Source organism: Comamonas sp. JUb58 (genome assembly GCF_004364775.1).
GTDB lineage: Bacteria > Pseudomonadota > Gammaproteobacteria > Burkholderiales > Burkholderiaceae_C > Comamonas.
The window spans coordinates 1-22,192 of record NZ_SOAL01000015.1 but is presented as its reverse complement, the minus strand read 5'-3'; the positions used below and the strand labels follow the sequence as shown (position 1 = coordinate 22,192).

Genomic DNA, 22,192 nt, shown 5'->3' with positions numbered 1-22,192 from the left:
GCACCGGCCTTGGCGCCGGTGCAGTCCCTTCCCTTTTCCGGAAACCCTCCATGCTGACCACCACTTCCTGGCGCCACGCCGTCGTCGCCGCAGGCTGCCTGGCCGCCACGGCCGCCTGGGCCCAACCGGACACCATCGGCTCGGTGGACACGGTGTTCAAGTTCATCGGCCCCGACCACAAGATCGTTGTCGAGGCCTATGACGACCCGCTGGTCAAGGGCGTGACCTGCTATGTGTCGCGTGCCCGCACGGGTGGCGTCAAGGGCGCATTGGGTCTGGCTGAGGACCGCTCGGAGGCGTCGATTGCCTGTGTGCAGGCGGGGCCGATCAGCATCGAGAAGCCTTTGAAGCAGCAGGAAGAGGTGTTCAGCGAGCGGACCTCGTTGCTGTTCAAGCGGTTGCGGGTGGTGCGCATGGTGGATGCGGCGCGCAATACTTTGGTGTACATGACGTACTCCGACAAGGTGATTGAGGGCTCGCCGCAGAACAGTGTGACGGCGGTGGCGGTGCCTTCCTCTACGGTTATTCCGGTCAAGTGACCGGTAGCTGCTCTGCGCTTCTTGATTTGCTCTTGTCTACTGGCTGTTAACAGCGCCTTTTAATAGGCGCTTTTTACTACTGCGTAGGGCTGCTGGCCGGGTCTCGCCCCGGCGGGCGAGGTACTTTTCTTGGCGACCAAGAAAAGTACCCAAAAGAAGGTCGCCCTGCTGACTGCGTCCCTCCGCTTCGCTGCGGGCAACCTGTGGTGCTCGGGTATGGGCTGCACCGCGAAACTCACTACGCGCCAAGGCGCTCCGTTCAAACAGACGCGGTGAGTCAGTTCACGAAGCAGTTGCACTCTTCGGTGCAACTGCCCAGCCCATACCCTGTGCTCCTCGGCGCATTCAGAAGGGAAACTGAGCAGACGTGTGCCATCGCTACGCTCGGCACCCAAAACCGGCCGAGCGCAGCGATGGCCCGAAGGCTGTTGGCTGTTGGCTGTTGGCTGTTGGCTGTTGGCTGTTGGCTGTTTCAGCATCCCCCCTTTTGCATGCGCCTGGGGCGTGGTGTTTGCGGGGTGGCGCTGGCACCGCAGAGTGCCAGCGCTTCGTGAACTAGCTTGCCGCGTCTGTCCGAACGGAGCGCTTTCAGCGCGTAGAGAGTTTCGCGGCACACCCCGCAAATGCCACGACACAGGTTGCCCTTCGCAACGCGAAGGGTCGCAAGCAGCAGGGGCGGCCTTCTTTTGGGTACTTTTCTTGGCCGCGCAAGAAAAGTACCTCGCCCGCCGGGGCGAGACCCGGCCAGCCGCCCTACGCAGTAGTAAACAGAATTAATTAACAAGCACAACGGCCAGCCAACCAGCAAGAAGCGAAGGACAGCATCATCCACCGCTCAAAGAAGCTATCCCGAATCCCCCCTTTTGCATGCGCCTGGGTCGTGGCGTTTGCGGGGTGGCACTCGCACCGAAGAGTGCCAGTGCATCGTGAACTAGCTTGCCGCGTCTGTCCGAACGGAGCGCCTTGGCGCGTAGAGAGTTTCGCGGCACACCCCGCAAACGCCACGACACAGGTTGCCCTTCGCAACGCGAAGGGTCGCAAGCAGCAGGGGCGGCCTTCTTTTGGGTACTTTTCTTGGCCGCGCAAGAAAAGTACCTCGCCCGCCGGGGCGAGACCCGGCCAACTGCCCTACGCAGTAGTAAACAAAGCGCATTAAAAGGCGCTGCAACAACCAACTAGCAACAACTGACTAGCAGCAGCACCAACACAAGCAGCCCATCAAGCCTGCCGCTCAAGCGGCTCCACCAACCCCTGCCACAACAAACTAGCATCCGCCAACCCAGCCACCCGACCAATCACCATCATGCAAGGACTCCCCAACCCACTCCCCTGCAAACAGCTCACCAAACAAGACAAAGAAGTCAACACCGACCGCTGAGAAGACAAACTAGCGTTCTGCACCAAAGCCACCGGCGTATCCGGCGCCAAGCCACCAGCCAACAAACCAGCCTCAATCAAAGGCGCCGAGGCCACCCCCATGTACACCACCAGGCTGAGCGACATCGCCTCAGCCGTCGCGCCCAACTGGCGCCAATCCAGAGGCGCCCCACCCGGCTTGACATGGCCGGTCACAAAGACAACGCCATGGGCATAGTCGCGGTGGGTCAGCGGCACGCCCAGGCTGGTGGCGGCGGCCAGGCCCGAGGTGATGCCATTGATCACCTCCACCTGCACACCCTGGGCCTGCAGGTGGGCGACCTCCTCGCCGCCCCGGCCAAAGATGAAAGGGTCTCCGCCTTTGAGGCGGACCACCGTCTCGCCTTGGCGGGCGGCCATCACCATCAGCTTTTCGATAAAGGCCTGCGAAGTGCTGGCCCGGCCGCCGCGCTTGCCCACATAGATGGTGCGCGTGGCAGCGGGCGCCAGCGCCACGATGTCGGCGGAGACCAGGTCGTCCACCAATAGCAAGGTGGCGGCCTGGATGGCGCGCCAGGCGCGCAGGGTCAGCAGCTCGGGGTCGCCGGGGCCGGCGCCCACCAGGTAGCAGCGGCCGGCGGCAAGGGGTGTGGTGGCAATGGCATGCATGGCAAGACCTTTCAAAAGCATCAGGCAGAAGGGGCCAGCGCGGCCGGGGCCACGCGCTGCACCAGCTGCTTGAGTTGGGGAATGCAGGAGCCGCAGCGTGTGCCGCAGCCCAAGGTGTTTTTAAGCTCCAGCAGGCGCTGCTCCGGCGCGCCGTCAATGCGGGCCAGGGCCTCGCCAATGGCGGCCTCGTCCACATTCATGCAGGCGCAGACCTGGCGTGCGCGGGTCGGCAAAGCGGCAGGCGCCTGGCTGCCCGAGGACAGCAGCAGGCGGCCAAAGCTGCGCGTCGATTGCTCATCGCGCAGCACCGGCGCCAGCCACTGGCCGGCACTGGCATCGCCGCAGAGCAAGAAGGCCTGCAGCACCGGCTCGCCCGCTTGCTCGCCCATGGCCATGGCGCGGCTGCACTGGCGCTGCGCATCGGCATAGCGCAGAGTCTGCGGGCCATCGAGCTGCAGCAGCTGCTGCAAACGCGCCAGCAAGGCCGCCGGCGGCGCCTGGCGTGCGGCAGCGCGGAACTGCACGCCATTGCGGCCCTGGCCGGCAGCGCCATCCAGTGGCACGGCCCGGCCAAACAGCACGCAGCTGCCAAAGTCAAACTCACCCAGCAACGCAGCAAGCGCCTGGCGCGTGGCCAGCACCTGGCAGTCGTCGAGCCAGGCCATGCCCAGGCACTGCCAGGGCAGGCTGGCTTTTTCCAGCTGCACCGCCACGTGCTTGAGCTCGGGCTGCTTGGAGCGTGGGCAGCGCTCCGGTGTGGTCAACGCGTTCACGCCCGCCAGGCGCTGGCCGTCTACCGTGCTGCCGCTTAGGTGCATGCTGCCCCAGTGCATCGGCAGGTTCAAATGCGCGAGCTGTAGGCCGGCATCGGCCAGTACCGGCAGCACCAGGCTGCCGTAGCGGCTGTGCAGCTGCACCAGGTCGCCATCCTCCAGCTGCCGGCGGCGCATGTCCTGCGGGTGGGCCTGCACGCTGGGCTCACTGGCATGGGCAAACAGGCGGCCCAGCTGGCCGGTGCGGCTCATGCCATGCCACTGGTCGCGCAGGCGGCTGGTGTTCAGGCTGAAGGGGTAGTGCGCATCGCGCGGCACGGCCACCGGCTTCCAGGCCTGGGCATCAAAACGGGCGCGGCCATCGTCGGTGGCAAACCGGCCATCGCTGTACAGGCGCTGGCGCCCTTGGGCCGCGCCGCTGGGCAGCGGCCACTGCTGCGGGCCTTGCGCCTCCAGCAGCGCCCAGCTCAGGCCCGTGATGTCCAGGTCGCGCCCGCGCGTGCTGTCGCGGTGCTCCATCCAGATGGCTTCGCAGCCGCGCTCGGCCTGCACGGTGTCATAGGCAAACAGGCTGGGGCGGCCGGGCCGCAGATGGCGTTCCAGCCGCTGGGCCAGTTGCACACCAATCTGCCAGTCATGGCGGGCCTCGCCGGGCGCGGCCACCGCCGCGCGCACCCGCGATATGCGGCGCTCGCTGTTGGTGACCGTGCCCAGCTTCTCGCCCCAGGTGGTGGCGGGCAGCAGCCAGTCGGCATAGGCGGTCGTCTCGGTCTGGGCAAAGGCCTCCTGCACCACCACCAGCTCGGCCCGCTCCAGCGCGCGGCGCACCATGGCCTGCTCGGGCATGCTCTGCGCGGGGTTGGTGCAGGCAATCCACAAGGCCTTGATCTGGCCATCGGCTGCGGCCTCGAACATCTCCAGCGCCGACTTGCCGGGCAGCGCCGGCACGGCATCTACGCCCCAATGCTGGGCCACCTCGGCCCGGTGCTGCGGGTTGGCCATGTCGCGGTGGGCGCTGAGCAGGTTGGACAGGCCGCCCACCTCGCGCCCGCCCATCGCATTGGGCTGGCCGGTCAAGGACAGGGGGCCGGCGCCCGGCTTGCCAATCTGGCCGGTGGCCAGGTGCAGGTTGATCAGCGCCGCATTGTTGGCCGTGCCGCTGCTGCTTTGGTTCAGCCCCTGGCAGTACAGGCTCAGCGTGGGCAGGCGTTCGCCGTTCGTGCCGGGCGCATCGGCCCCGCCCCAGGCCAGCCATTGGGCGGCCAGGTAGAGATCAGCCAGCGCCAGACCGCAGACCTGGGCCACCCGCTCCGGCGTCGCCTCGCGCACGATGGCATGCAACTGCGCAAAGCCGCTGGTATGCGCATCGATAAAGGCCGAGTCGGCCCAACCCTGGGCCAGCATGATGTGCAAGAGGCCATGGCAGAGCATCACATCGCTGCCCGGCTGCAAGGCCAGGTGCAGATCGGCCAGCTCGGCGGTCTCGGTGCGGCGCGGGTCAACGACGATGATCTTGCGCTCGGGGTGGCGCGCCTTGGCCTCTTCCACCCGGCGGAACAGGATGGGGTGCGCCCAGGCCATATTGCTGCCGCTGATGAACAGGCAGCCGGCCAGGTCGATGTCTTCATAGCAGGCCGGTGGTGCATCCGCCCCCAGGGTGGCCTTGTAGCCGGCCACCGCGCTGCTCATGCACAGGCGCGAGTTGGTGTCCAGGTTGTTGGTGCCCAGCAAGCCTTTGACCAGCTTGTTGAACACGTAGTAGTCCTCGGTCAGCAGCTGGCCGCTCAGGTAAAAGCCCAGCGCATCGGGCCCGTGGTCGGCATGGATCTGCAGCAGCTGGGCGGCCAGGTGGTCCAGCGCCGTGTCCCAGCTACGGGCCTCGGGCGTGGCCCCGCGCTGCAGGCGCTGCATCGGCTGCAGCAAGCGGCTTTGCCGCGCCAGCGCGGGCGCTGCCGTCAGGTGCAGGCTGCTGCCCTTGGTGCAGAGCTTGCCCTGGTTGGCCGGGTGCGCCGGGTCGCCGCGCACGGCTGTTATCTGCTGGCCGTCGGACGTGATGATCACGCCGCAGCCCACGCCGCAATAGGGGCAGGTGGATCGGGTCTCGGGCATGGGCGGCTCCGTCCGGTGGGCGAAATCAGGCGGCCACAGCGGGCTGCGACGGGCTGCAGCTGGCGGCCGCAGAGCCACAGCGCCCCAGGCCTACCGGCCCGGCCAGTGGCCGGGTCTGCTCCAGCGCATGCTGGGCCAGCTCATCGGCGCGCAGCTGCACCGCACTGCCCTCCAGCCGCACCGCAAAGCGCGGGGTGCAGCCCTCGTCCGGAGCAGCGGCCTGGCCGGTGGCCAGCGCAATCGTCCAGTTGTGCAAGGGGCAGGCCACGCTGCTGCCAAACACCAGGCCTTGCGACAAAGGCCCGCCCTTGTGCGGGCAGCGGTCCAGCAGCGCAAATACCTCGCCGCTGGCGGTGCGGAACACTGCGACATCCAGCCCCTGGGCGCGGGCCACGCGGCGGGCGCCCAGCACCGGAATCTCATCGATGGCGCAGATGGTGATCCATTCATTCATGTCGGTCTCCTGGCGGCGCGGCATCATGCGCCGGCGGTGGTGGTGGCGGGTACGGGTACGGGTGCAGGGGCGGAAAGGGCCGCCAGCACAGGCCCAGCCTGCAGTGCGGGCAGCACCGGCAGCGGCTCGAACTGGCGCAGGTCCACGCTCGCCTTGTCGATCTCGAACCAGGGGTCGGGCTCGCCCTCCAGCGCCTGCTGCAGCTGGTTCCAGAGCGCCTGGCGGCCGGCGGCATCGTCCAGAATGCGGCGCTTGACATAGTCCAGCCCCACCCGGTTCACGTAGTGCACCGTGCGCTCCAGGTACCAGCCCTCCAACCGGTAGAGCTGCATAAAGGCACCGGTGTACTCCAGCACCTCCTCGGCGGTCTTGAGCTTGGTGAGAAAGTGCGCCACCTCGGTCTTGATGCCGCCATTGCCGGCGATGTACATCTCCCAGCCCGAGTCCACGCCGATGATGCCCACGTCCTTGATGCCTGATTCAGCGCAGTTGCGCGGGCAGCCGCTGACGGCAAACTTCACCTTGTGCGGCGCATACATGCGCCACATCGCGCGCTCCAGGTCCTTGCCCATCTGCGTGCTGTCCTGCGTGCCCATGCGGCACCACTCGCTGCCCACACAGGTCTTGACGGTGCGCAGCGCCTTGGCATAGGCGTGGCCGCAGGGCATGCCTATGTCGTTCCACACGCCTTGCAGGTCTTCCTTTTTCACGCCCAGCAGGTCAATGCGCTGGCCGCCGGTCACCTTCACGGTGGGGATCTGGTACTTGTCCACCACATCGGCAATGCGGCGCAGTTCGGCGGCCGTGGTCTCACCGCCCCACATGCGCGGGATCACGCTGTAGGTGCCATCCTTTTGGATGTTGGCATGGCTGCGCTCGTTGATGAAGCGGCTTTGCGGGTCGTCGCGCGCCTCCTTGGGCCAGGTGCTGATCAGGTAGTAGTTGATGGCCGGGCGGCAGCTGGCGCAGCCATTGGGCGTCTTCCATTCCATGAAGCGGAAGACGCTGTCCGTCGTCAGCAGCCGGTGCTCGCGAATGGTATCGCGCACCGCCTGGTGGCCATGCTCGCTGCAGCCGCACATCGGCTTGGTCTTGGGCGAGGCTGAATAGTCCCCACCGACGGTGAACATGATGATCTGCTCGACCAGGCCGGTGCAGGAGCCGCAGCTGGCACTGGCCTTGGTGTGCTTGCGCACCTCGTCCAGGGTGAACAGGCCCTTGTCCTTGATGGCCTTGCAGATGGCGCCCTTGCTCACGCCATTGCAGCCGCAGACCTCATCGGCATCGGCCAGCGCGGCGGCCTTGTTCTGGCCCTGGTGGCCGGCATCGCCGAGGTTGGATTCGCCAAACATCAGCTTGTCGCGGATATCGGCCACGCTGCGGCCTTCACGCAGCAGCTTGAAGTACCAGCTGCCATCGACCGTATCGCCGTACAGGCAGGCGCCCACCAGCCGGTCTTCCTTGATCACCAGCTTTTTGTACACGCCCGAGTAGGGGTCGCTCAGCACGATCTGCTCGGTGCCCTCCCCGCCCTGGAAATCCCCGGCCGAGAACAGATCGATGCCGGTGACCTTGAGCTTGGTCGAGGTGAGCGAGCCCTGGTAACGGCCAATGCCCAGCTCGGCCAGGTGGTTGGCCAGCACCTTGCCCTGCTCAAACAGCGGTGCCACCAGGCCGTAGGCAATGCCCCGGTGCGCCGCGCACTCGCCCACCGCATAGATGCGCGGGTCGGTGATGGTCTGCATAGTGTCGCTGACGACAATGCCCCGGTTCACATGCAGGTGCATGGCCTCGGCCAGCGCCGTGTTGGGGCGGATGCCGACGGCCATCACCACCAGGTCAGCCTCGATCTCGCGGCCATCGGCAAAGCGCAGCGCGCGCACGCGGCCTTCGGCATTGCCCAGCAGTTCCTGCGTCTGCGCCTGCATGAAAAACTGCATGCCCCGCTCGATCAGCGACTTCTTCAGCAGCTGCCCGGCCTGGTCGTCCAGCTGGCGCTCCATCAGCCACTCGCCCGCATGCACCACCGACACCTGCATGCCGCGCTTCATCAGGCCATTGGCCGCCTCCAGCCCCAGCAGGCCGCCGCCAATCACCACCGCATGGCGCCAGCTGCTGGCCGCATCGATCATCGCCTGGGTATCGGCAATGTCGCGGTAGGCCAGCACGCCTTGCAGCTCCTTGCCGGCAATCGGCAGCATGAAGGGGTTGGAGCCCGTCGCCAGAATGAGCCGGTCGTAGTCGGCCGTCACGGCCTCGCCCTGGGCATTGCGGGCATGCACCACGCGGCGGGCGCGGTCCACCGCATGCACCGTGCAGCCGGCATGCAGGCGCACGCCATGCGTCTCGTACCAGCTCCAGTCGTTGAGAACGATGTCCTCCAAGGTCTGCTCGCCCGCCAGCACCGGCGACAGCAGGATGCGGTTGTAGTTGGGGTGCGGCTCCGCGCCAAATACCGTTATCTCGTACAAATCCGGGGCCAGGGCCAGAAGCTCTTCGAGCGCACGCACACCCGCCATACCGTTGCCAACCATGACCAACTTGATTTTTTTCATAGCATTTCCCGTGGGCAGCACAAAAAAAAGACGTCTAGGCGCCGCATGCCAGGCATGCGCGCTTAGACGTCTTTGTCTTTGGACGGCAGCGCCACTTTGCACCACCACCCGGTGGCCGCCATGGCCACGCCAAGAACTATGCAAGTTCCATACCAAGTTGGCTGTCGACGCGCGCCGGCAGCCGCGCATTGCCTGTGCACATTTTTTGTGCTGCTCGCGTGCCGCGCTGCCTCATTTGCGTGCATAAAAAAGGCGCTCCGTGCGGAGCGCCTGGGGCGGCATCAATGGCAGCGCTCAGGCCACCTTCTCCACATGCACCTGGCGGGTGTAGAGAAAGTCGATCACCGCCTTGCGGCAGGCTTGGTACTGCGCATCCTCGGCCAGCGCCACCCGGTTGCGCGGGCGGGCCAGGGGCACCGTCAGCACCTCGCCAATCGTCGCCGCGGGCCCATTGGTCATCATCACGATCTTGTCGGACAGCAGCACCGCCTCATCGACATCATGGGTCACCATCACCACGGTGCTGCGCGTGCGCGCAACGATCTCCAGCAGCTCATCCTGCAGCTTGGCGCGGGTCAGGGCATCCAGCGCGCCAAAGGGCTCGTCCATCAGCAGCACCTGGGGCTCCATCGACAAGGCCCGGGCAATGCCCACGCGCTGCTTCATGCCGCCCGATATCTCGCCGGGTCGCTTTTGCGCCGCGTGGGTCAGGCCCACCAGCGCCAGCGCGGCATCGGTGCGGGCGGCGAGCTGGGCCTTGCGCTCACGCCCGCCAAACACCCGCTCGACTGCCAGGTGCACATTGGCCCAGCAGGTCAGCCAGGGCAGCAGCGAATGGTTCTGGAACACCACGGCGCGCTGCGGCCCGGGGCCCTTGATCTCGCGGTTGGCGCAGAGCAAGGTGCCTTCGCTGGGGCTGGTCAGGCCGGCAATCAGGTTCAGCAAGGTGGATTTGCCGCAGCCCGAGTGGCCGATCAGGCTGACAAACTCGCCCTGGGCAATCTCCAGGTTGATGCCCTGCAGCGCCTGGAACAGGCCCTTGGCGGTCTTGAAGCTTTGCGCCACCTGCTGGATCTCGATGTACTTGCCCTGGGGCGTGGCGGGAATGTTGAGCGTATTGGGCGTCATGCCTTGATCTCCTCAAAAGTGAATGCCGAGGCCAGGCGGATCAGCGCCCATTCCAGCAGCAGGCCGACCAGGCCGATGACAAAGATCGCAATGATGATGTTCTTGACATTGAGGTTGTTCCACTCGTCCCAGACCCAGAAGCCAATGCCCACGCCACCGGTCAGCATCTCGGCAGCGACGATCACCAGCCAGGCGGTGCCCACGGCCAGGCGCACGCCCGTCAGCATATAGGGCAGCACGGCGGGGAAGAGAATGGTGGTGGCGATCTTCCACTCACTCAGGTTCAGCACCCGCGCCACATTCATATAGTCCTGCGGCACGCGCTGCACGCCGACCGCGGTGTTGATCACCATCGGCCAGATCGAGCAGATAAAGATGGTCCAGATCGCCGCCGGGTTCGCACCCTTGAACACCAGCAGGCCAATGGGCAGCCAGGCCAGCGGCGATACCGGGCGCAGCAGGCTGATCACCGGGTTGAACATGCGCGAGAGAAACTCGAAGCGACCAATGACAAAGCCGAGCGGAATGCCGACCAGCGCCGCCAGGCCAAAGCCGATGCTCACCCGCTGCAGCGAGGCCAGCACATTCCAGCCCACGCCCTGGTCATTGGGGCCGTTGCGGTAGAAGGGATCGCGAAAGATCTCCTGCGCCTGCAGCCAGGTCTCCTGCGGGCCGGGAATGCCGGGGTTGCCCTGGGCGATGATGGACCACAGCACCAGCAGTAGGCCAAAGCCCAGCACCGGTGGCAGCAGGCTTTGCACCAAGCTGCCAAAGCGCTGCTGCCAGGCGGCAGCCAGATCGCGCGGCGCCGCAGCAGCCGGCGCGGATGGCGCTGATGACGCTGAGGGTTCGGCCGCCGCAGCCAGCCCAGCGGTGGGCAGGCTGCGCGCCATGTGCTCATGGATGGACAAGACCTTGCGCTCGGCCGGGGCCGGGCCCGATGGCGGCAAGGGCGACAGACTCTCTCGCAGTGCAGCTGGCATGGGGTGCTCCTTATCAGGCTTTGATAGCAAAGCTGTCGGCGTACTTGGCGGGGTCCGAGCCATCCCAGACCTTGCCATCGATCAGCGCGCTACTGCGCATGTCCGACTTGGGCACGGCCATCTTCAGCTGCGTGGCCGCTTCCTTGTACAGCGCGGTCTGGTTGATCTTTTTCGCGACGGCCAAATAGTCGGGGTGGTTCTTCAGCAAACCCCAGCGCTTGTGCTGGGTGAGGAACCACATGCCATCGGACAGGTAGGGGTAGGTCGCATCGCCATCGGCAAAGAACTTCATGTGGTTGGGGTCGTCCCAGGTCTTGCCCAGGCCATTCTGGTAGCGGCCCAGAATGCGCTGGTTGATCGCGTCCACGCTGGTATTCACATAGGCCTTGCCGGCAATGGTCTCAGCCATCTTCTGCTTGTTCTGCAGGCTGGCATCGATCCAGCGGCCCGCCTCCAGGATGGCCATGGTCACGGCGCGTGCGGTGTTGGGGTGGCGGCTGACAAAGTCCTGCGTGCAGCCCAGCACCTTTTCCGGGTGGTCGCGCCAGATGTCCTGGGTGGTCACGGCCGTGATGCCGATGCCATCCATGATCGCGCGGTGGCCCCAGGGCTCGCCCACGCAAAAGCCATCCATATTGCCCACGCGCATATTGGCCACCATCTGCGGCGGCGGCACGGTGATCACCTTGGCATCCTTGAGTGGGTGGATGCCTGCGCTGGCCAGCCAGTAGTACAGCCACATCGCATGGGTGCCCGTAGGGAAGGTCTGCGCAAAGGTGTATTCGCGATTGTCCGTGGCCATCAGCTTGGCGAGCGAGGCGGCATCCACCGCGCCCTTGTCCGCCAGTTTTTTGGACAAGGTAATCGCCTGGCCATTGCGGTTGAGCGTCATCAGCACCGCCATGTCCTTTTGCGGGCTGCCCACGCCCAGCTGCACGCCATAGACCAGACCATAGAGCACATGGGCCATGTCCAGGTCGCCATTGGTCAGCTTGTCGCGCACACCGGCCCAGCTGGCTTCCTTGGTCGGCGTGATCTTGACGCCGTACTTCTGGTCCAGGCCCAGCATCGAGGCCATCACCACGCTGGCGCAGTCGGTCAGCGGGATAAAGCCGATGTTGACCTCTTTTTTCTCGGGCGCATCCGAGCCAGCGGCCCAAACACCCTGGTGGCCCAGCGCGCTGTAGACAAAGGTGGCGGCTGCGGCCTGGGCGCCATGGCGCAGAAACTGGCGGCGGCCGGCTTGGGCCGACGGAGCGGGCGAGGCCTCGGCCGCCGGGGCGGTATCAGTGGTGGGGCGTGTCGTCATTCTGGTCGGACTCCATCGAAAGCGTTGCATGTTCCAAAAACAAAAAACGGCGTCCTTCCGCTGATGGCTTGCACCATCAGGAAAGGGACGCCGTTGTCCCGAAATAACTCGCGATTACCGGAAACAGGCCGCCTTTGGCCTGGTTGAAGAGATCAATGCATATTCCATGCCAATTTAAAAAATGCGGTGCCTCTCTCTGGCGTGCAGACCGCTGCCAGCAAGGAATGCCCTCCACCGTCCCTGCAATGGTGCATTGCAGCAGTGGGTTGCACGGTGGCTGCCATGCTTTGGTGCGCAGGATTGTTGGTAGCGGCCCGGATCAGCGCCGCTCGGGGGCGGCAGGCGTGGCAGGCGCTCCAGGCACGGTGGGCACCAAGGCCGCCATCGCCAGCACCGCCTCGGCCACCTCCTGCATGCGCTTGTTCTGGTTCATCGCCGTCTGGCGCAGCAGCTGGTAGGCATCGCTCTCGCTGAGCTGGTGCTGGGCCATCGGCAGGCCCTTGGCGCGCTCCAGGGTCTTGCGCTCATGCAGGGCAGTGCGGGCTTCGTGGATCTGGCTCTGCATGGTCTGCAGCCGCTGCGCTTGCTGTTGCACCAAGGACAAGATATCGCGCCCCAGCGCCGGTGCGCCCACGGCATCCGGCGACCAGGCATCGGGCGGTGCCGAGGCCTCAAAAAAGGCCATGCCGCCCTCTGCGGCCCCTGCTCGCCCTGTGCCTCCGTCAGCACCCGGCGGCAGCACCTGCAAGGCCGCCAGCGCTTGCTCCTGCGCCTGCAGCTTGTGCAGGCACAGCACCTGCAGCTCCTGCGCCACCAGGGTCTCCACGCCATGCAAGGCATCGAGCCGGTGGCTGCAGGCGGCAAACCAGTCGGCGCTCCAGCTGCGGTTCAGGCTGGCGCCGGTGGCGGTGTGGGCCACGCGGCGCATGCGCTCCACCGCCGCCATGTCGGTATCGCCGGCCACATGGGCCTGCCACAGCAGCAGCACGCGGGCGCTGGCCAGGCTGGCAAACACCTCAAAGCAGCGCTCCTGCAATTCGATCAGGTGCAGCCACTGCGCCCGGGCGCCGGGCTGCAGCTGGCCCGAGGCAAAGGCGCTGGTGCCGCAGGCGCGCTCCTGCCCGGCCAGCTCCTTGCCCTGCATCAGGTGGAACAAGGCCACCAGCATGCGCGAAATCTCGGGCTCGTTGGCGCTGTCGGCCGCCTCAAACACCACGGCCAGGCAGCCGGCAATCAGGCGCGCAAAGGCATCGGTACAGACAGCCGGTGTCAGCCCGCCGGCCTGCACCTGGGCGCGCAGCGCAGGCAGGGCCGCCACGCCTTGCAAGGTATAGGCAATCGCATTGCACAGCCGCGCGCCGCTGCCGCCCGAGGGGTGTGGGCCCAGGCGATCGAGCTCATCGCGCACATTGGCGATCTGTGCATCCGCCAGCAGCCGCTGGGGCGCCAGCAGCTCGGCGCCCTGCGCGCCGCCACTGGCCAGCACCATGTTCGACAGCCCGCGCTCCTTTTGCAGCGCATGCACCAGCGAGGACATGGCCACCACCAGCGAGCAGGCCTTGCCCAGCTGTTCCAGCGCAGCCATCTCATGCTGGCGGGCAGCGACCAGAAAATGCAGGGAAGACTTCATAAACGCGCACCAACGATGTTGAGCGCTCTACCCAGCAGGTTTCATGCCATGCCCACCGGGGCATGGCCGCAGGCCGCTCAGCGCAGCATGCTGGACATGGCCGACAGGCAGTTGGTCATGCGCACGGCCGATTCAATGTCCGGCGCGCTGAAGCGCACCGTGCGGCCATCGACCCGCTCCAGGGTCGGCCACTGGCAGAACAGATCGGCCATGCCGGGCGAGGTGGCGGCAATCTGCACCTGCACCGGGCTGGCGGTTGGCAGCGGCTGGCACTGGGCACGCCCGGCCAGGCCCTGCTCCACCCCGGCGCGGATGGCTTTTTGCGCCTGCTCGGGCGAGAGGCTGATGCCACTGCCCTGGCCGGTGGCGCGCTTGGTCTGCACAAACACCGCATGCGGGAAGATCGCCTGGTTCTCCTCGCGCAGCACATCGTCGCCGGCCAGCATCACCACCGGCGCGCCATAGGCGCCTGCCAAGGCGCCGTAAATGCTGGCCTCGCTGGCCTCCTTCCCATTGATGTGGATGCTGGCAAACGCAAAGCTGTTGATGGTGTGGGCCAGAATGCCCCGGCCCTGCGCGCGCGAGTGGTAGCCGACCATGCAGACCGCATCCACCCCCAGCTCCACGCCCGCCACCATGCTCAGGTAGCGCGGCTTGCCCTGGATGACCTGGGCACGCGCATCGAGCAGATCGGGCGGCATATTGCGAAAGCCGCCATGCGAGTCGTTGACATAGACCTCCAGCGCGCCAGCGGCAAAAGCGCCTTCGACAGCGGCATTGGCCTCCTGGGCCATCAGGCGGCGCGCGCGCTCGTACTCGGGGTTGCCCGCGCGCACCTGCTCGGGGTGGTAGACACCGGCCACGCCTTCGATATCGACAGAAATCAGTACTTTCATCGCTTCAGTCCTTGCAGAGATCTTGCAGCCCCCAGCGCTGGTGGCCGTCGCGCCCTTGCACGCTCTGGGCATGCCACAGCGCATTCAAAATGGATTGCTCCACCGCATCGGCCGCCGCGCGGAACAGCGGGTCCAGCTGCGCCTCATGCAGCATCGCCAGCGCCGGCATGGGCGTGGCCGCATCGGCCGGCAGGGTATAGGCGGTCGAGAACGCCAGCGCAATATCGCCGCTGCCATGGCCGTAGCAGGAGCCGGTGTTGGCCAAGCCAGCCGCGGCACGCCGCGCCACACGGCTGAGCTGGCGGCTGTCCAGCGGCGCATCGGTGGCCAGCAGCATGATGATGCTGCCCTTGTCCACACCGTCGCCCACAGCGGTTCCAGCTTGTTCGCCAGCAGCCAGCTTGGCCTGCAGCTGCAGCTGCAGCTGCCGCTCCAGCGCTGCGCCCGGCGCCTGGCCGCCCCAGCGCAGATCGGCCAGCTTGCCCATATTGGCCAGCACCAGCGCGCCGACGGTATAGCGCTGCTCACCCACCACCACCTGGCGCGATGCGCTGCCGATGCCGCCCTTGAGCTGGAAGCACGACATGCCCCGGCCCGCGCCCACCGCGCCCTGCACCACGTCGGTCGAGGCGCTGTCCAGCGCCGCCTGGTAGTGCGCCGGGCCGATGGCCATGCGCTGGATATCGCTCAGGTAGCCGTCATTGCATTCCAGCACCAGCGCATTCACGGTGGGCAGGCTGCGGCCGCATTCGGGGTTGGCGGCAATGCACTGCGCAATCTGCGCCTGCACGACAGCCGAGACGCCAAAGGTATTGGTCAGCGCAATCGGGGTTTCAATCTGGCCCAGCTCGGCCAGCTGCACCAGGCCGGCGCTCTTGCCAAAGCCATTGATCACCGCCAGGCCAGCGGGCAGCTTGTGCATAAAGGGGTTGTCCTGCGGCGGGATCAGCACCGTGACCCCGGTCTGCAGATCGCCATCGGCCACCGTGCAATGCCCCAGGCGCAGGCCGGCCACATCGGTGATGGCATTGCGCGGGCCCGCTGGCAGCAGGCCGACGACGGGCAATTGCCTGCAGGCGGCCAGCAGTGCGGCGTCTTGGGCATCAGTCAATGTGCGCTCCCGAGTCTTGCACCACTTGCTTCCAGTAAGCCAGCTCAGCTGGCAGGCTGGCCTTGAAGCTTTGCGGGGTCGACACCACCGATTCGGCGCCCAAGGTCTTCAGGCGCTCGGCCATCACTGGCGTGGCCAGCACCTTGGTGATGGCGGCATGCAGGCGTACGACGACGGTATCGGGGGTGCCGGCCGGCGCAAACAGGCCATACCAGCTGGTAACAGCCAGGCCCTTGCCCAGCGGCACGATTTCGGGCGCCAGCTGGGTTGGCTTGTCCGAGGCCACGCCCAGCACCCGCAGCTTGCCGCTGGTCACAAAGGGCATCACGCCAGGAAAGCTGCCAAAGGTCATCGGCAGCTGGCCGGCCACCACATCGGTCGCAGCGGCCGAGGCGCCCTTGTAAGGCACATGCAGCAGGTCCACACCCTTTTGCTTTTTCAGCATCTCTCCCAGCAGATGGTTCAGGGTGCCATTGCCGGCCGATGCGTACTCGACCTTGCCCGGGTGCTGCTTGGCATAGGCCACCAGCTCATCCAGGTTCTTGGCCGGAAAGTTCGGGTTCACCACCAGCAGGTAGGGCGCCACGGCCAGCTGCATCACCGGCGTGAAGTCCTTGATCGGGTCAAACGGCACCGAGCTGTAGAGCGCCGGGTTGATCGTGTAGGCGCTCTGTGCCGTCACCAAAAAGGTGTAGCCATCGGCCGCGCTGCGCGCTACCTGGCTGGTGCCCACATTGCCATTGGCCCCTGCCCGGTTCTCCACGATCACCGGCTGCCCCAGCGACTGGCCCAGGCCCTGCGCCACCGCACGGGCGATCACATCATTGGCACCGCCGGGTGCCTGGGGCACGACAAAGGTGATGGGCTTGCTCGGCCAGTTGGCGCTGCTCCCTTGTGCCCAGGCCTGGGGTAGCACGCCGCCCGCCAGCACGGTGGCCAGTGCCGCAGCCAGCGCGGCACGGCGCGGCAAGCAAGCTGAAGAGGGGGTCGTGTCAAACATCATTGCAATATCTCCTGGAAAAAGGCACAGCGCCGGCAGTCCCGCGCGGCGCAGCCGCCATTGTTGCACTGGCCGGGGGGCAGAATGCCGCGCCAGGCCTGCCCACACATCGCGATTGCAGCAGAGGCCAGCGCCCAAATACGGGGCGAAGGGCCTGCTCCAGGCCAGGGGCGCAGCGCTTGAACAGGCGCTTATAGCAACGCCAAACCCGGCGGCAGGCTGTCGCCCAGGCTGCGTTGCTGATCTTCGGCATCCATCTCCACCACCTGGCTCACCATCGCGATCCAGCGCTCGGGCGCGCCGCTGCTGCGCATCTTGTCCAGCACCTCCGAGCGCAGCGCATCGGGCAGGTCGCGGGCGCGGTCGCCGGTCATGCGGGCCATCTGCAGCGCGGCAAACATGGCGGTCTCGTTGCGGCGCCAGTCCTGGGCCAGGGTGGCCTGTACAAACTCCTGCGCGGCGTTGGGTGGCATGACGAGGTGGGCATTGGCGGCCATCGGCTGGCGGGCAGCCAGGCGGCCGATGGCCCACCAAGTCTGCACGGTTTCGCCCCCGCGCTTCAGGCGCTGCAGCATCCACTGGCCCATCTCCTGGCGGTACTGCCAGGGGACGGCCTCCATCGCGGCAAACAGGCGCAGCATGTCGTCATAGCTGCCATGGCTGCTTTTGCCGCCACTGCCATCGGCGCGCTTGCGGGCGGTTTGCTGCACCGCCTTTTGCATGTGGCCGGCCACATCTTCGAGCAGCTCCATCTGCTGCGCTTCGTTCAGGCCGGCAGCCACGCGGCGCCAGAACACCCACCATTCGGTCCAGTTGCCCGGCTCCTTGCCATGGCCCAGGCCTTGCGGGTACAGCGCCCAGACCTGCTCCACCCGCCAGGCATCCAACTGCGCGCCCAGCCCCGGGCGCAGGCACCAGCCGGCCAGGTTCAGCCAGGCGCGCTCATGCTCGGGTGTGCGGCGGCGGCGCTTGGCACGCGCCAGCAGCGCATCAAACATGGCGCGCAGCAGGGCCAGGTCCCAGCTGTTGCGCGGGCCCAGCAGCCGCTCCAGCACCTGGCGCAGCTGGCGCACTTCCTTGGCATCCACCGCCTGCGCCTGGTTGCCAAAAATTCGGTCGATCTGCGCAATCGCCTGCTCCCGGCGCACGCTGTCACGCGCCTCGTCGGCGCTGTCCTCGGTGGCTGCGCTGTCATCCGCTGCCTGCACGGCGCCGCGCAGGCTGAGCGGCAGCAACCAGGATTGGCTGGGGTCATCGACCGCCATGCAGCGCACTTCCAGGGTGCCAACTTCGGTCATGCTGGCTTGCAGCTGCACCTCGATCTGGCTCTTGTGCTGGCCCTCGGGTGCCGGCAACACGGTGGCCAGCGGTGGCAGCTCCACCCAACCTTCCCCTTGCAGCGGCGCCAGTTGCCCGGCCTGGGCCGGCAGGCTGGGCAAGCTGTTGGCCAGCAGGTCAAAGCGCACCGCCTGGCCCAGCTTGAGCGCAAAGCGCCGGCCCGATAACACCATGCGCACCCCTTCCTGCGTGCCCCTTGGCAGCAGGCACAGGCCCTGGGGCGCTGCGCCCTTGGCACCGGGCAGCAGCAGCCAGTAGCTGCGGGCCGACCCGCCACCAATCTGCGGCAAACGGCTGCGCAGGCTGGCCACAGGTGGCGCTGCTGCATCCGAGGTGGCGGATACGGCTGCGGCGGGTTCCGGCTCAGGCGCAAAACGGGTCAGGCCATACGCGGCCGCGCCCCGGGCCACGGCCCAGTCGGGGTGCGGGTTGTGCAGCACGCGCACTGGCGCGCCACGCCAGGCGCTGAGCTGCTGCGTCAGCCGCTCCACCACCGCATGGGCATGGAACACGCCGCCATTGAGCAAGACGGTATCGGGCAGCGCCTGCGCCCCGCCGTTGCCCGCATGCTGGGCCAAAAATTGCGCCAGATGCCGGGTGATGGCCGCATCGGCCGGGTACGGCAGGCCAAAGCCGCGCAAGGCGCCCTGGCGCTTGCTGGGCACCGCGCCGCGCTCAGCCAGCGGCAAAAATCCTTCCACCACCCATTGCTGCACCTGGGCACGGCTCAGGCTGGCGGTCTTGCTTTGGGCCAGCAGCCGGCTGCCGCCGCCCAGCATGGTCACCGCTACCTGCTCGGGCGCATTGGCCGCCAGCAACTGCTCCTTGGCGATGCGGCAGCGCTGCACCAGCTGCGCAAAACGGGCCGCCGGCAGGCGCTGGCCCTCGGGTGCAAACTGGGGCTCCAGCTGGTGGGCAAGGGCCAGGTCCATGTTGTCGCCGCCCAGCATCAAATGTTCGCCCACGGCAGTGCGCGTCAGGCTGGGCAGACCGCCATCGGCAGCGGGCTCGACCTGGATCAAGGTCAGGTCGGTGGTGCCACCGCCCACATCCACCACCAGCACCAGGCGGCTATCGGCCAGCCGCGCAGCCAATTGCTCGCCTTGCAGCACCAGCCAGTCGTGGAAGGCGGCCTTGGGCTCTTCGAGCAGATGCACCTGGGGCAGGCCCGCCAGTTGGGCGGCCTCCAGGGTCAGCGCGCGGGCGCCCTCGTCAAACGAGGCGGGCACCGTCAGAACGACGATCTGCGCGCTCAGCGGTGCCTGCGGATGGGCCTGCTCCCAGGCGGCCTTGACATGGGCCAGGTAGGAGGCCGATGCCGCGAGGGGCGATATCTTGGCGACCTCGTCACCCGCGCCCCAGGGCAGGATGGCCGCGCTGCGGTCCACCCCGGGGTGCGACAGCCAGCTTTTGGCACTGGCCACCAAGCGGCTGGGCACGGCGGTGCCCAAATCACGCGCCCAGCGGCCGATGACTGCGGGTGCTTCGTCGCTGGCGCCTTGCGGCGGCCAGGGCTGCTGCCAGGCATCGCCCAGCTCGCCCGCTGCGGCCTGGTAGCGCACCGAGGGCAGCAGGGTCTGCGCCTGTACCTCCCCCGCGCTGCTGCGTTGGGGAATGTTCAGCAGTGCAATCTCGTCCCCCGCCGCCGTCAGTGCTGCATAGGCCACCACCGTGTGGCTGGTGCCCAGATCGATACCAATGACATAGGAGGGAGACGAGGAATTCATAAACGGCCAAGCGAGACGGCAAAAACCCGGCCAAGGATGGCCGGGTAGGCGAATCGTAACAATTCTTGCAAAGACCTGGGGCACCCCTCAGATCCCTCGCAAAGCGGGATAGACGCAGATCGGGATGAGAGGGGGCAAGTAGTCACAAAGGGAGAGACTGAGATCAATACGGTAAAGGCCGGCTGGCAGTGACCTGCGCGGTGACCCAGGAGCTTCACCCGCCGGCAGGCGATGGCGGCCGCCGAGCAACCGGGAAACCCACACGCTGGAGCAAGTGGTAAAGCTGGTGGAATGGTACCGGGTGCGCACGGAGATTCAGTTGCACTTCCTGCTCCTCAAGGAAAGGTGCCACATCGAGGCATTGCTGCTGGGCGAGGTCGAGCGGATCGAGAGGACGCTGGCGTTGTACCTGGTGTGGCCCGACGGATCAACTGGTTAATGCGCCAGGGGCGATCCCTGCCACACTTGCTGTCCGACCTGTTGTTTGAGACCTAGCAATGGTCGGCATTGCCTACATCCTCAACAACAAACCGGCGCGAAAGCAGATGCCCAAGGTGCGTTCGATCGCTCAGCTTGGAGGCCTCCTGGACCGCAAGGGCGAAGGCGATTCCCGGGTCGAGACGCCCTGGTTAAGGCTGCGCGATACCGCAGTGTTCGTGCACGGTATCCGCGCTTCAAGAAAGCTGTGAGATGTGTTTAAGGGAATGGGTTTAGATGCCTGCATTCATCACCTCATCCGCCATATCAGTGTTGCATTCTGCGCATTCGTCAGCATGGTGTAAGCATTTTTGCATCCAATGCATTGTTTTAAAAACTATCAATTATTTTTATTTGATAGTTTTTTAATTTAATGACAGGTGCTTTTGTCGGTTGGCTTGCAAAGTAGTGGCCGTGTGCTGTAGCGCCTGTTCATCATTGGCAACGCCTCGGGGTTGCTAAATCAAGAACAACTATCGGAGGGATGTGCATGTCTATTGCAAAGCGCCGGAATTTAAGAAAAGCAAGGCCTAGACCAGCCATTTCCTGGGCAGCTAGTCCATTGATTCGTGGAAGTCTGCTTGCATGCCTGCTGTCTAGCGCATTTTGGGCCTCCGCCCAAGGCATCTCCAGCATAGGCGCCTTCGTGCCCAACACCGAGCTGGGCTTCACCCCAGTCGCCAAAGCCGGCGAGCCACGCATCAACTGGATCAATGGCGAGTACCAAGAGAGCAACACCGACCTGAGCGTCAAAGTGCTGGGCGGCAGCTTGGACATTGCCCGCTCCTGGAGCCAGGGGCGCTGGTGGCTCAACCCCGCATGGGCGCCGCTCAGTTTTGAGCTCGATCCGCTGGGCAGCGACGCCAAAGTGATAGAGCGGGTGGGCGTGCTCTACGAGCGCAGCGGCCAAAGCGATCTGTACATGGCCAAGAGCAAAGGCAATGCACCCGTTTACATCAAACGGCTCAAAGATGCCGCAGGCCAACACACCGGCTGGCAGTGGTACGACCGCTTTGGCAACACCATCAACTACAGCCAAGACGGCGTCATCCAAAGCTACGCCAACGCCAGCGGCGTCAAAGTCAGCTTCGCCTACGACAGCGCCACCAGCGCCCGCATCCTGGACCATTTTGACAAGACCATCTACACCGTCACCATGCAAGGCGGCCTGATCACAAAGATAGAAGACCTGGCAGGGCGCAGCGTCAGCTACCAATGGGCGGGCCAGCGCCTGGCCCAGGTTACCGACGTCATGGGCCACGCCTGGAAGTACGAGTACGACGCCAACGGCCAGATCACCAGCCGCACCGACCCGCTGGGCCTCAAGATCAGCGCCCAGTACATCCAAAGCATTCCCGCGCCCGAGCCCATGCTGAGCCTGGGCAAGAAGGGCGTCACCATCGATCCCACAGGCACCAGCGGCACCACGCAAAAGCTCGCCAACCTCTGGGGCGGCGGGCGCGTGGGCCAGTTTGATGGGCAAAGCGGCTGCGCATCAACGGGCGCCAACAACTACCTGCGCGAGCGCCGGGTGTTTGAAGTCACCTACACCGATTGCCGGGGCAACGCCACCATTACCCAGTACGACCTGCAAGGCAACGAACTCAGTCGTACCTTCAACGGCAAAAGGGCAGCCTCCAACCAATGGGATGGCGCTTACCAACAGAAGTACACCAACGCGCGGGGCTACAGCACCACCACGAGCTACGACAGCAACTACCAGCCGCTGCAAATCACCCATCCTGATGGCAGCGTGGAGAAGTACACGTATGAGCCCGTGTTTGGACGGCAGAGCAGCTACACCAACCAGCTGGGGGTTGTGAGTACTTGGCGCTATGACAGCAAGGGGAATGTGACGGAATGGGTAGAAGCCAAAGGCTTGCCCGAGCAGCGCACCACCGTCTATACCTACGATCTATACAGCCAGCTCACCAGCAGCACCAAGGGCGCGGGGGATGCCACCAAGGCGGATGCCATTACCCAAAGCTGGCAGTACGACAGTGCGGGTAATGTCACAGCCCAAACGGATGGGGAGGGGCATACCAGAAAGATGGCGTATGACTTGCGCGGGGCGCCCACCAGCAAGACCGATGCATTGAACCGCACAACCAGCCTGGAGGTGGATGCCGCTGGCAATG

General features: G+C 65.8%; 15 protein-coding genes. 3 read left to right on the top strand and 12 right to left on the bottom strand.

The window, feature by feature from the left end; genetic code table 11:
* The first annotated feature begins 50 nt into the window (after window positions 1–50).
* Window positions 51–539, top strand: coding sequence for a CreA family protein (locus tag EDF71_RS16615; RefSeq protein ID WP_133857675.1), 489 nt, complete (start codon window positions 51–53; stop codon window positions 537–539).
* A 1,218-nt stretch (window positions 540–1,757) separates the two neighbouring features.
* Here EDF71_RS16615 and cobA read toward each other — a convergent pair.
* The 12 genes from cobA to EDF71_RS16555 all read right to left on the bottom strand — a co-directional run bounded on the left by cobA (window position 1,758) and on the right by EDF71_RS16555 (window position 19,577).
* Complete coding sequence (cobA, locus tag EDF71_RS16610; protein ID WP_133857674.1) at window positions 1,758–2,564, bottom strand: uroporphyrinogen-III C-methyltransferase; 807 nt, start codon at window positions 2,562–2,564, stop codon at window positions 1,758–1,760.
* Between the two features lie 20 nt (window positions 2,565–2,584).
* Entirely contained in the window at window positions 2,585–5,446 is a 2,862-nt protein-coding gene (locus EDF71_RS16605; protein ID WP_133857673.1) for a nitrate reductase, read from the bottom strand.
* Window positions 5,447–5,471: 25 nt separating this feature from the next.
* Window positions 5,472–5,900 carry a nitrite reductase small subunit NirD gene (gene nirD / locus EDF71_RS16600; protein WP_133857672.1) on the bottom strand — a complete coding sequence of 143 codons (429 nt, stop codon included), beginning with the start codon at window positions 5,898–5,900 and terminating at the stop codon, window positions 5,472–5,474.
* Between the two features lie 23 nt (window positions 5,901–5,923).
* Window positions 5,924–8,455 carry a nitrite reductase large subunit NirB gene (gene nirB, locus EDF71_RS16595; protein WP_133857671.1) on the bottom strand — a complete coding sequence of 844 codons (2,532 nt, stop codon included), beginning with the start codon at window positions 8,453–8,455 and terminating at the stop codon, window positions 5,924–5,926.
* Between the two features lie 294 nt (window positions 8,456–8,749).
* Window positions 8,750–9,583 carry an ABC transporter ATP-binding protein gene (locus tag EDF71_RS16590; protein ID WP_133857670.1) on the bottom strand — a complete coding sequence of 278 codons (834 nt, stop codon included), beginning with the start codon at window positions 9,581–9,583 and terminating at the stop codon, window positions 8,750–8,752.
* The gene (gene ntrB / locus EDF71_RS16585) at window positions 9,580–10,476 is read right to left on the bottom strand and encodes a nitrate ABC transporter permease (protein WP_133857777.1); all 897 of its coding nucleotides are present in this window, start codon (window positions 10,474–10,476) and stop codon (window positions 9,580–9,582) included. Before ntrB ends, EDF71_RS16590 begins: the two co-directional genes overlap by 4 nt.
* A 103-nt stretch (window positions 10,477–10,579) precedes the next feature.
* Window positions 10,580–11,875 (bottom strand): CmpA/NrtA family ABC transporter substrate-binding protein, encoded by a 1,296-nt coding sequence (locus EDF71_RS16580; RefSeq protein WP_133857669.1) that lies wholly within the window; start codon window positions 11,873–11,875, stop codon window positions 10,580–10,582.
* A gap of 319 nt (window positions 11,876–12,194) precedes the next feature.
* Window positions 12,195–13,505 carry a nitrate regulatory protein gene (locus tag EDF71_RS16575; protein WP_133857668.1) on the bottom strand — a complete coding sequence of 437 codons (1,311 nt, stop codon included), beginning with the start codon at window positions 13,503–13,505 and terminating at the stop codon, window positions 12,195–12,197.
* Window positions 13,506–13,582: 77 nt separating this feature from the next.
* A complete protein-coding gene (locus EDF71_RS16570) occupies window positions 13,583–14,401 on the bottom strand; it encodes a M55 family metallopeptidase (protein WP_133857667.1) in 819 nt (272 codons plus the stop codon).
* Between the two features lie 4 nt (window positions 14,402–14,405).
* Entirely contained in the window at window positions 14,406–15,512 is a 1,107-nt protein-coding gene (locus EDF71_RS16565; RefSeq protein WP_243854338.1) for a P1 family peptidase, read from the bottom strand.
* The gene (locus tag EDF71_RS16560; protein ID WP_133857666.1) at window positions 15,505–16,515 is read right to left on the bottom strand and encodes a tripartite tricarboxylate transporter substrate binding protein; all 1,011 of its coding nucleotides are present in this window, start codon (window positions 16,513–16,515) and stop codon (window positions 15,505–15,507) included. Before EDF71_RS16560 ends, EDF71_RS16565 begins: the two co-directional genes overlap by 8 nt.
* Window positions 16,516–16,703: 188 nt before the next feature.
* Window positions 16,704–19,577 (bottom strand): Hsp70 family protein, encoded by a 2,874-nt coding sequence (locus EDF71_RS16555; RefSeq protein ID WP_133857665.1) that lies wholly within the window; start codon window positions 19,575–19,577, stop codon window positions 16,704–16,706.
* A 497-nt stretch (window positions 19,578–20,074) separates the two neighbouring features.
* On the opposite strand from EDF71_RS16555, the gene EDF71_RS16550 reads away from it, so the two are divergent.
* Window positions 20,075–20,266, top strand: a complete 192-nt coding sequence (locus EDF71_RS16550) for an IS4 family transposase (protein ID WP_133857664.1) — start codon at window positions 20,075–20,077, stop codon at window positions 20,264–20,266.
* Window positions 20,267–20,700: 434 nt separating this feature from the next.
* Window positions 20,701–22,192, top strand: a 1,492-nt coding sequence (locus tag EDF71_RS16545) for an RHS repeat protein (RefSeq protein ID WP_166656565.1), incomplete at its 3' end; no start/stop codon positions are given.

What these genes read in the sequence shown, in the direction of transcription:
- EDF71_RS16615 (WP_133857675.1), top strand. Translation starts at nt 51, where the DNA reads ATGCTGACCACCACTTCCTGGCGCCACGCCGTCGTCGCCGCAGGCTGC.
- cobA (WP_133857674.1), bottom strand. Translation starts at nt 2,564, where the DNA reads ATGCATGCCATTGCCACCACACCCCTTGCCGCCGGCCGCTGCTACCTG.
- EDF71_RS16605 (WP_133857673.1), bottom strand. Translation starts at nt 5,446, where the DNA reads ATGCCCGAGACCCGATCCACCTGCCCCTATTGCGGCGTGGGCTGCGGC.
- nirD (WP_133857672.1), bottom strand. Translation starts at nt 5,900, where the DNA reads ATGAATGAATGGATCACCATCTGCGCCATCGATGAGATTCCGGTGCTG.
- nirB (WP_133857671.1), bottom strand. Translation starts at nt 8,455, where the DNA reads ATGAAAAAAATCAAGTTGGTCATGGTTGGCAACGGTATGGCGGGTGTG.
- EDF71_RS16590 (WP_133857670.1), bottom strand. Translation starts at nt 9,583, where the DNA reads ATGACGCCCAATACGCTCAACATTCCCGCCACGCCCCAGGGCAAGTAC.
- ntrB (WP_133857777.1), bottom strand. Translation starts at nt 10,476, where the DNA reads ATGGCGCGCAGCCTGCCCACCGCTGGGCTGGCTGCGGCGGCCGAACCC.
- EDF71_RS16580 (WP_133857669.1), bottom strand. Translation starts at nt 11,875, where the DNA reads ATGACGACACGCCCCACCACTGATACCGCCCCGGCGGCCGAGGCCTCG.
- EDF71_RS16575 (WP_133857668.1), bottom strand. Translation starts at nt 13,505, where the DNA reads ATGAAGTCTTCCCTGCATTTTCTGGTCGCTGCCCGCCAGCATGAGATG.
- EDF71_RS16570 (WP_133857667.1), bottom strand. Translation starts at nt 14,401, where the DNA reads ATGAAAGTACTGATTTCTGTCGATATCGAAGGCGTGGCCGGTGTCTAC.
- EDF71_RS16560 (WP_133857666.1), bottom strand. Translation starts at nt 16,515, where the DNA reads ATGATGTTTGACACGACCCCCTCTTCAGCTTGCTTGCCGCGCCGTGCC.
- EDF71_RS16555 (WP_133857665.1), bottom strand. Translation starts at nt 19,577, where the DNA reads ATGAATTCCTCGTCTCCCTCCTATGTCATTGGTATCGATCTGGGCACC.
- EDF71_RS16550 (WP_133857664.1), top strand. Translation starts at nt 20,075, where the DNA reads ATGGTCGGCATTGCCTACATCCTCAACAACAAACCGGCGCGAAAGCAG.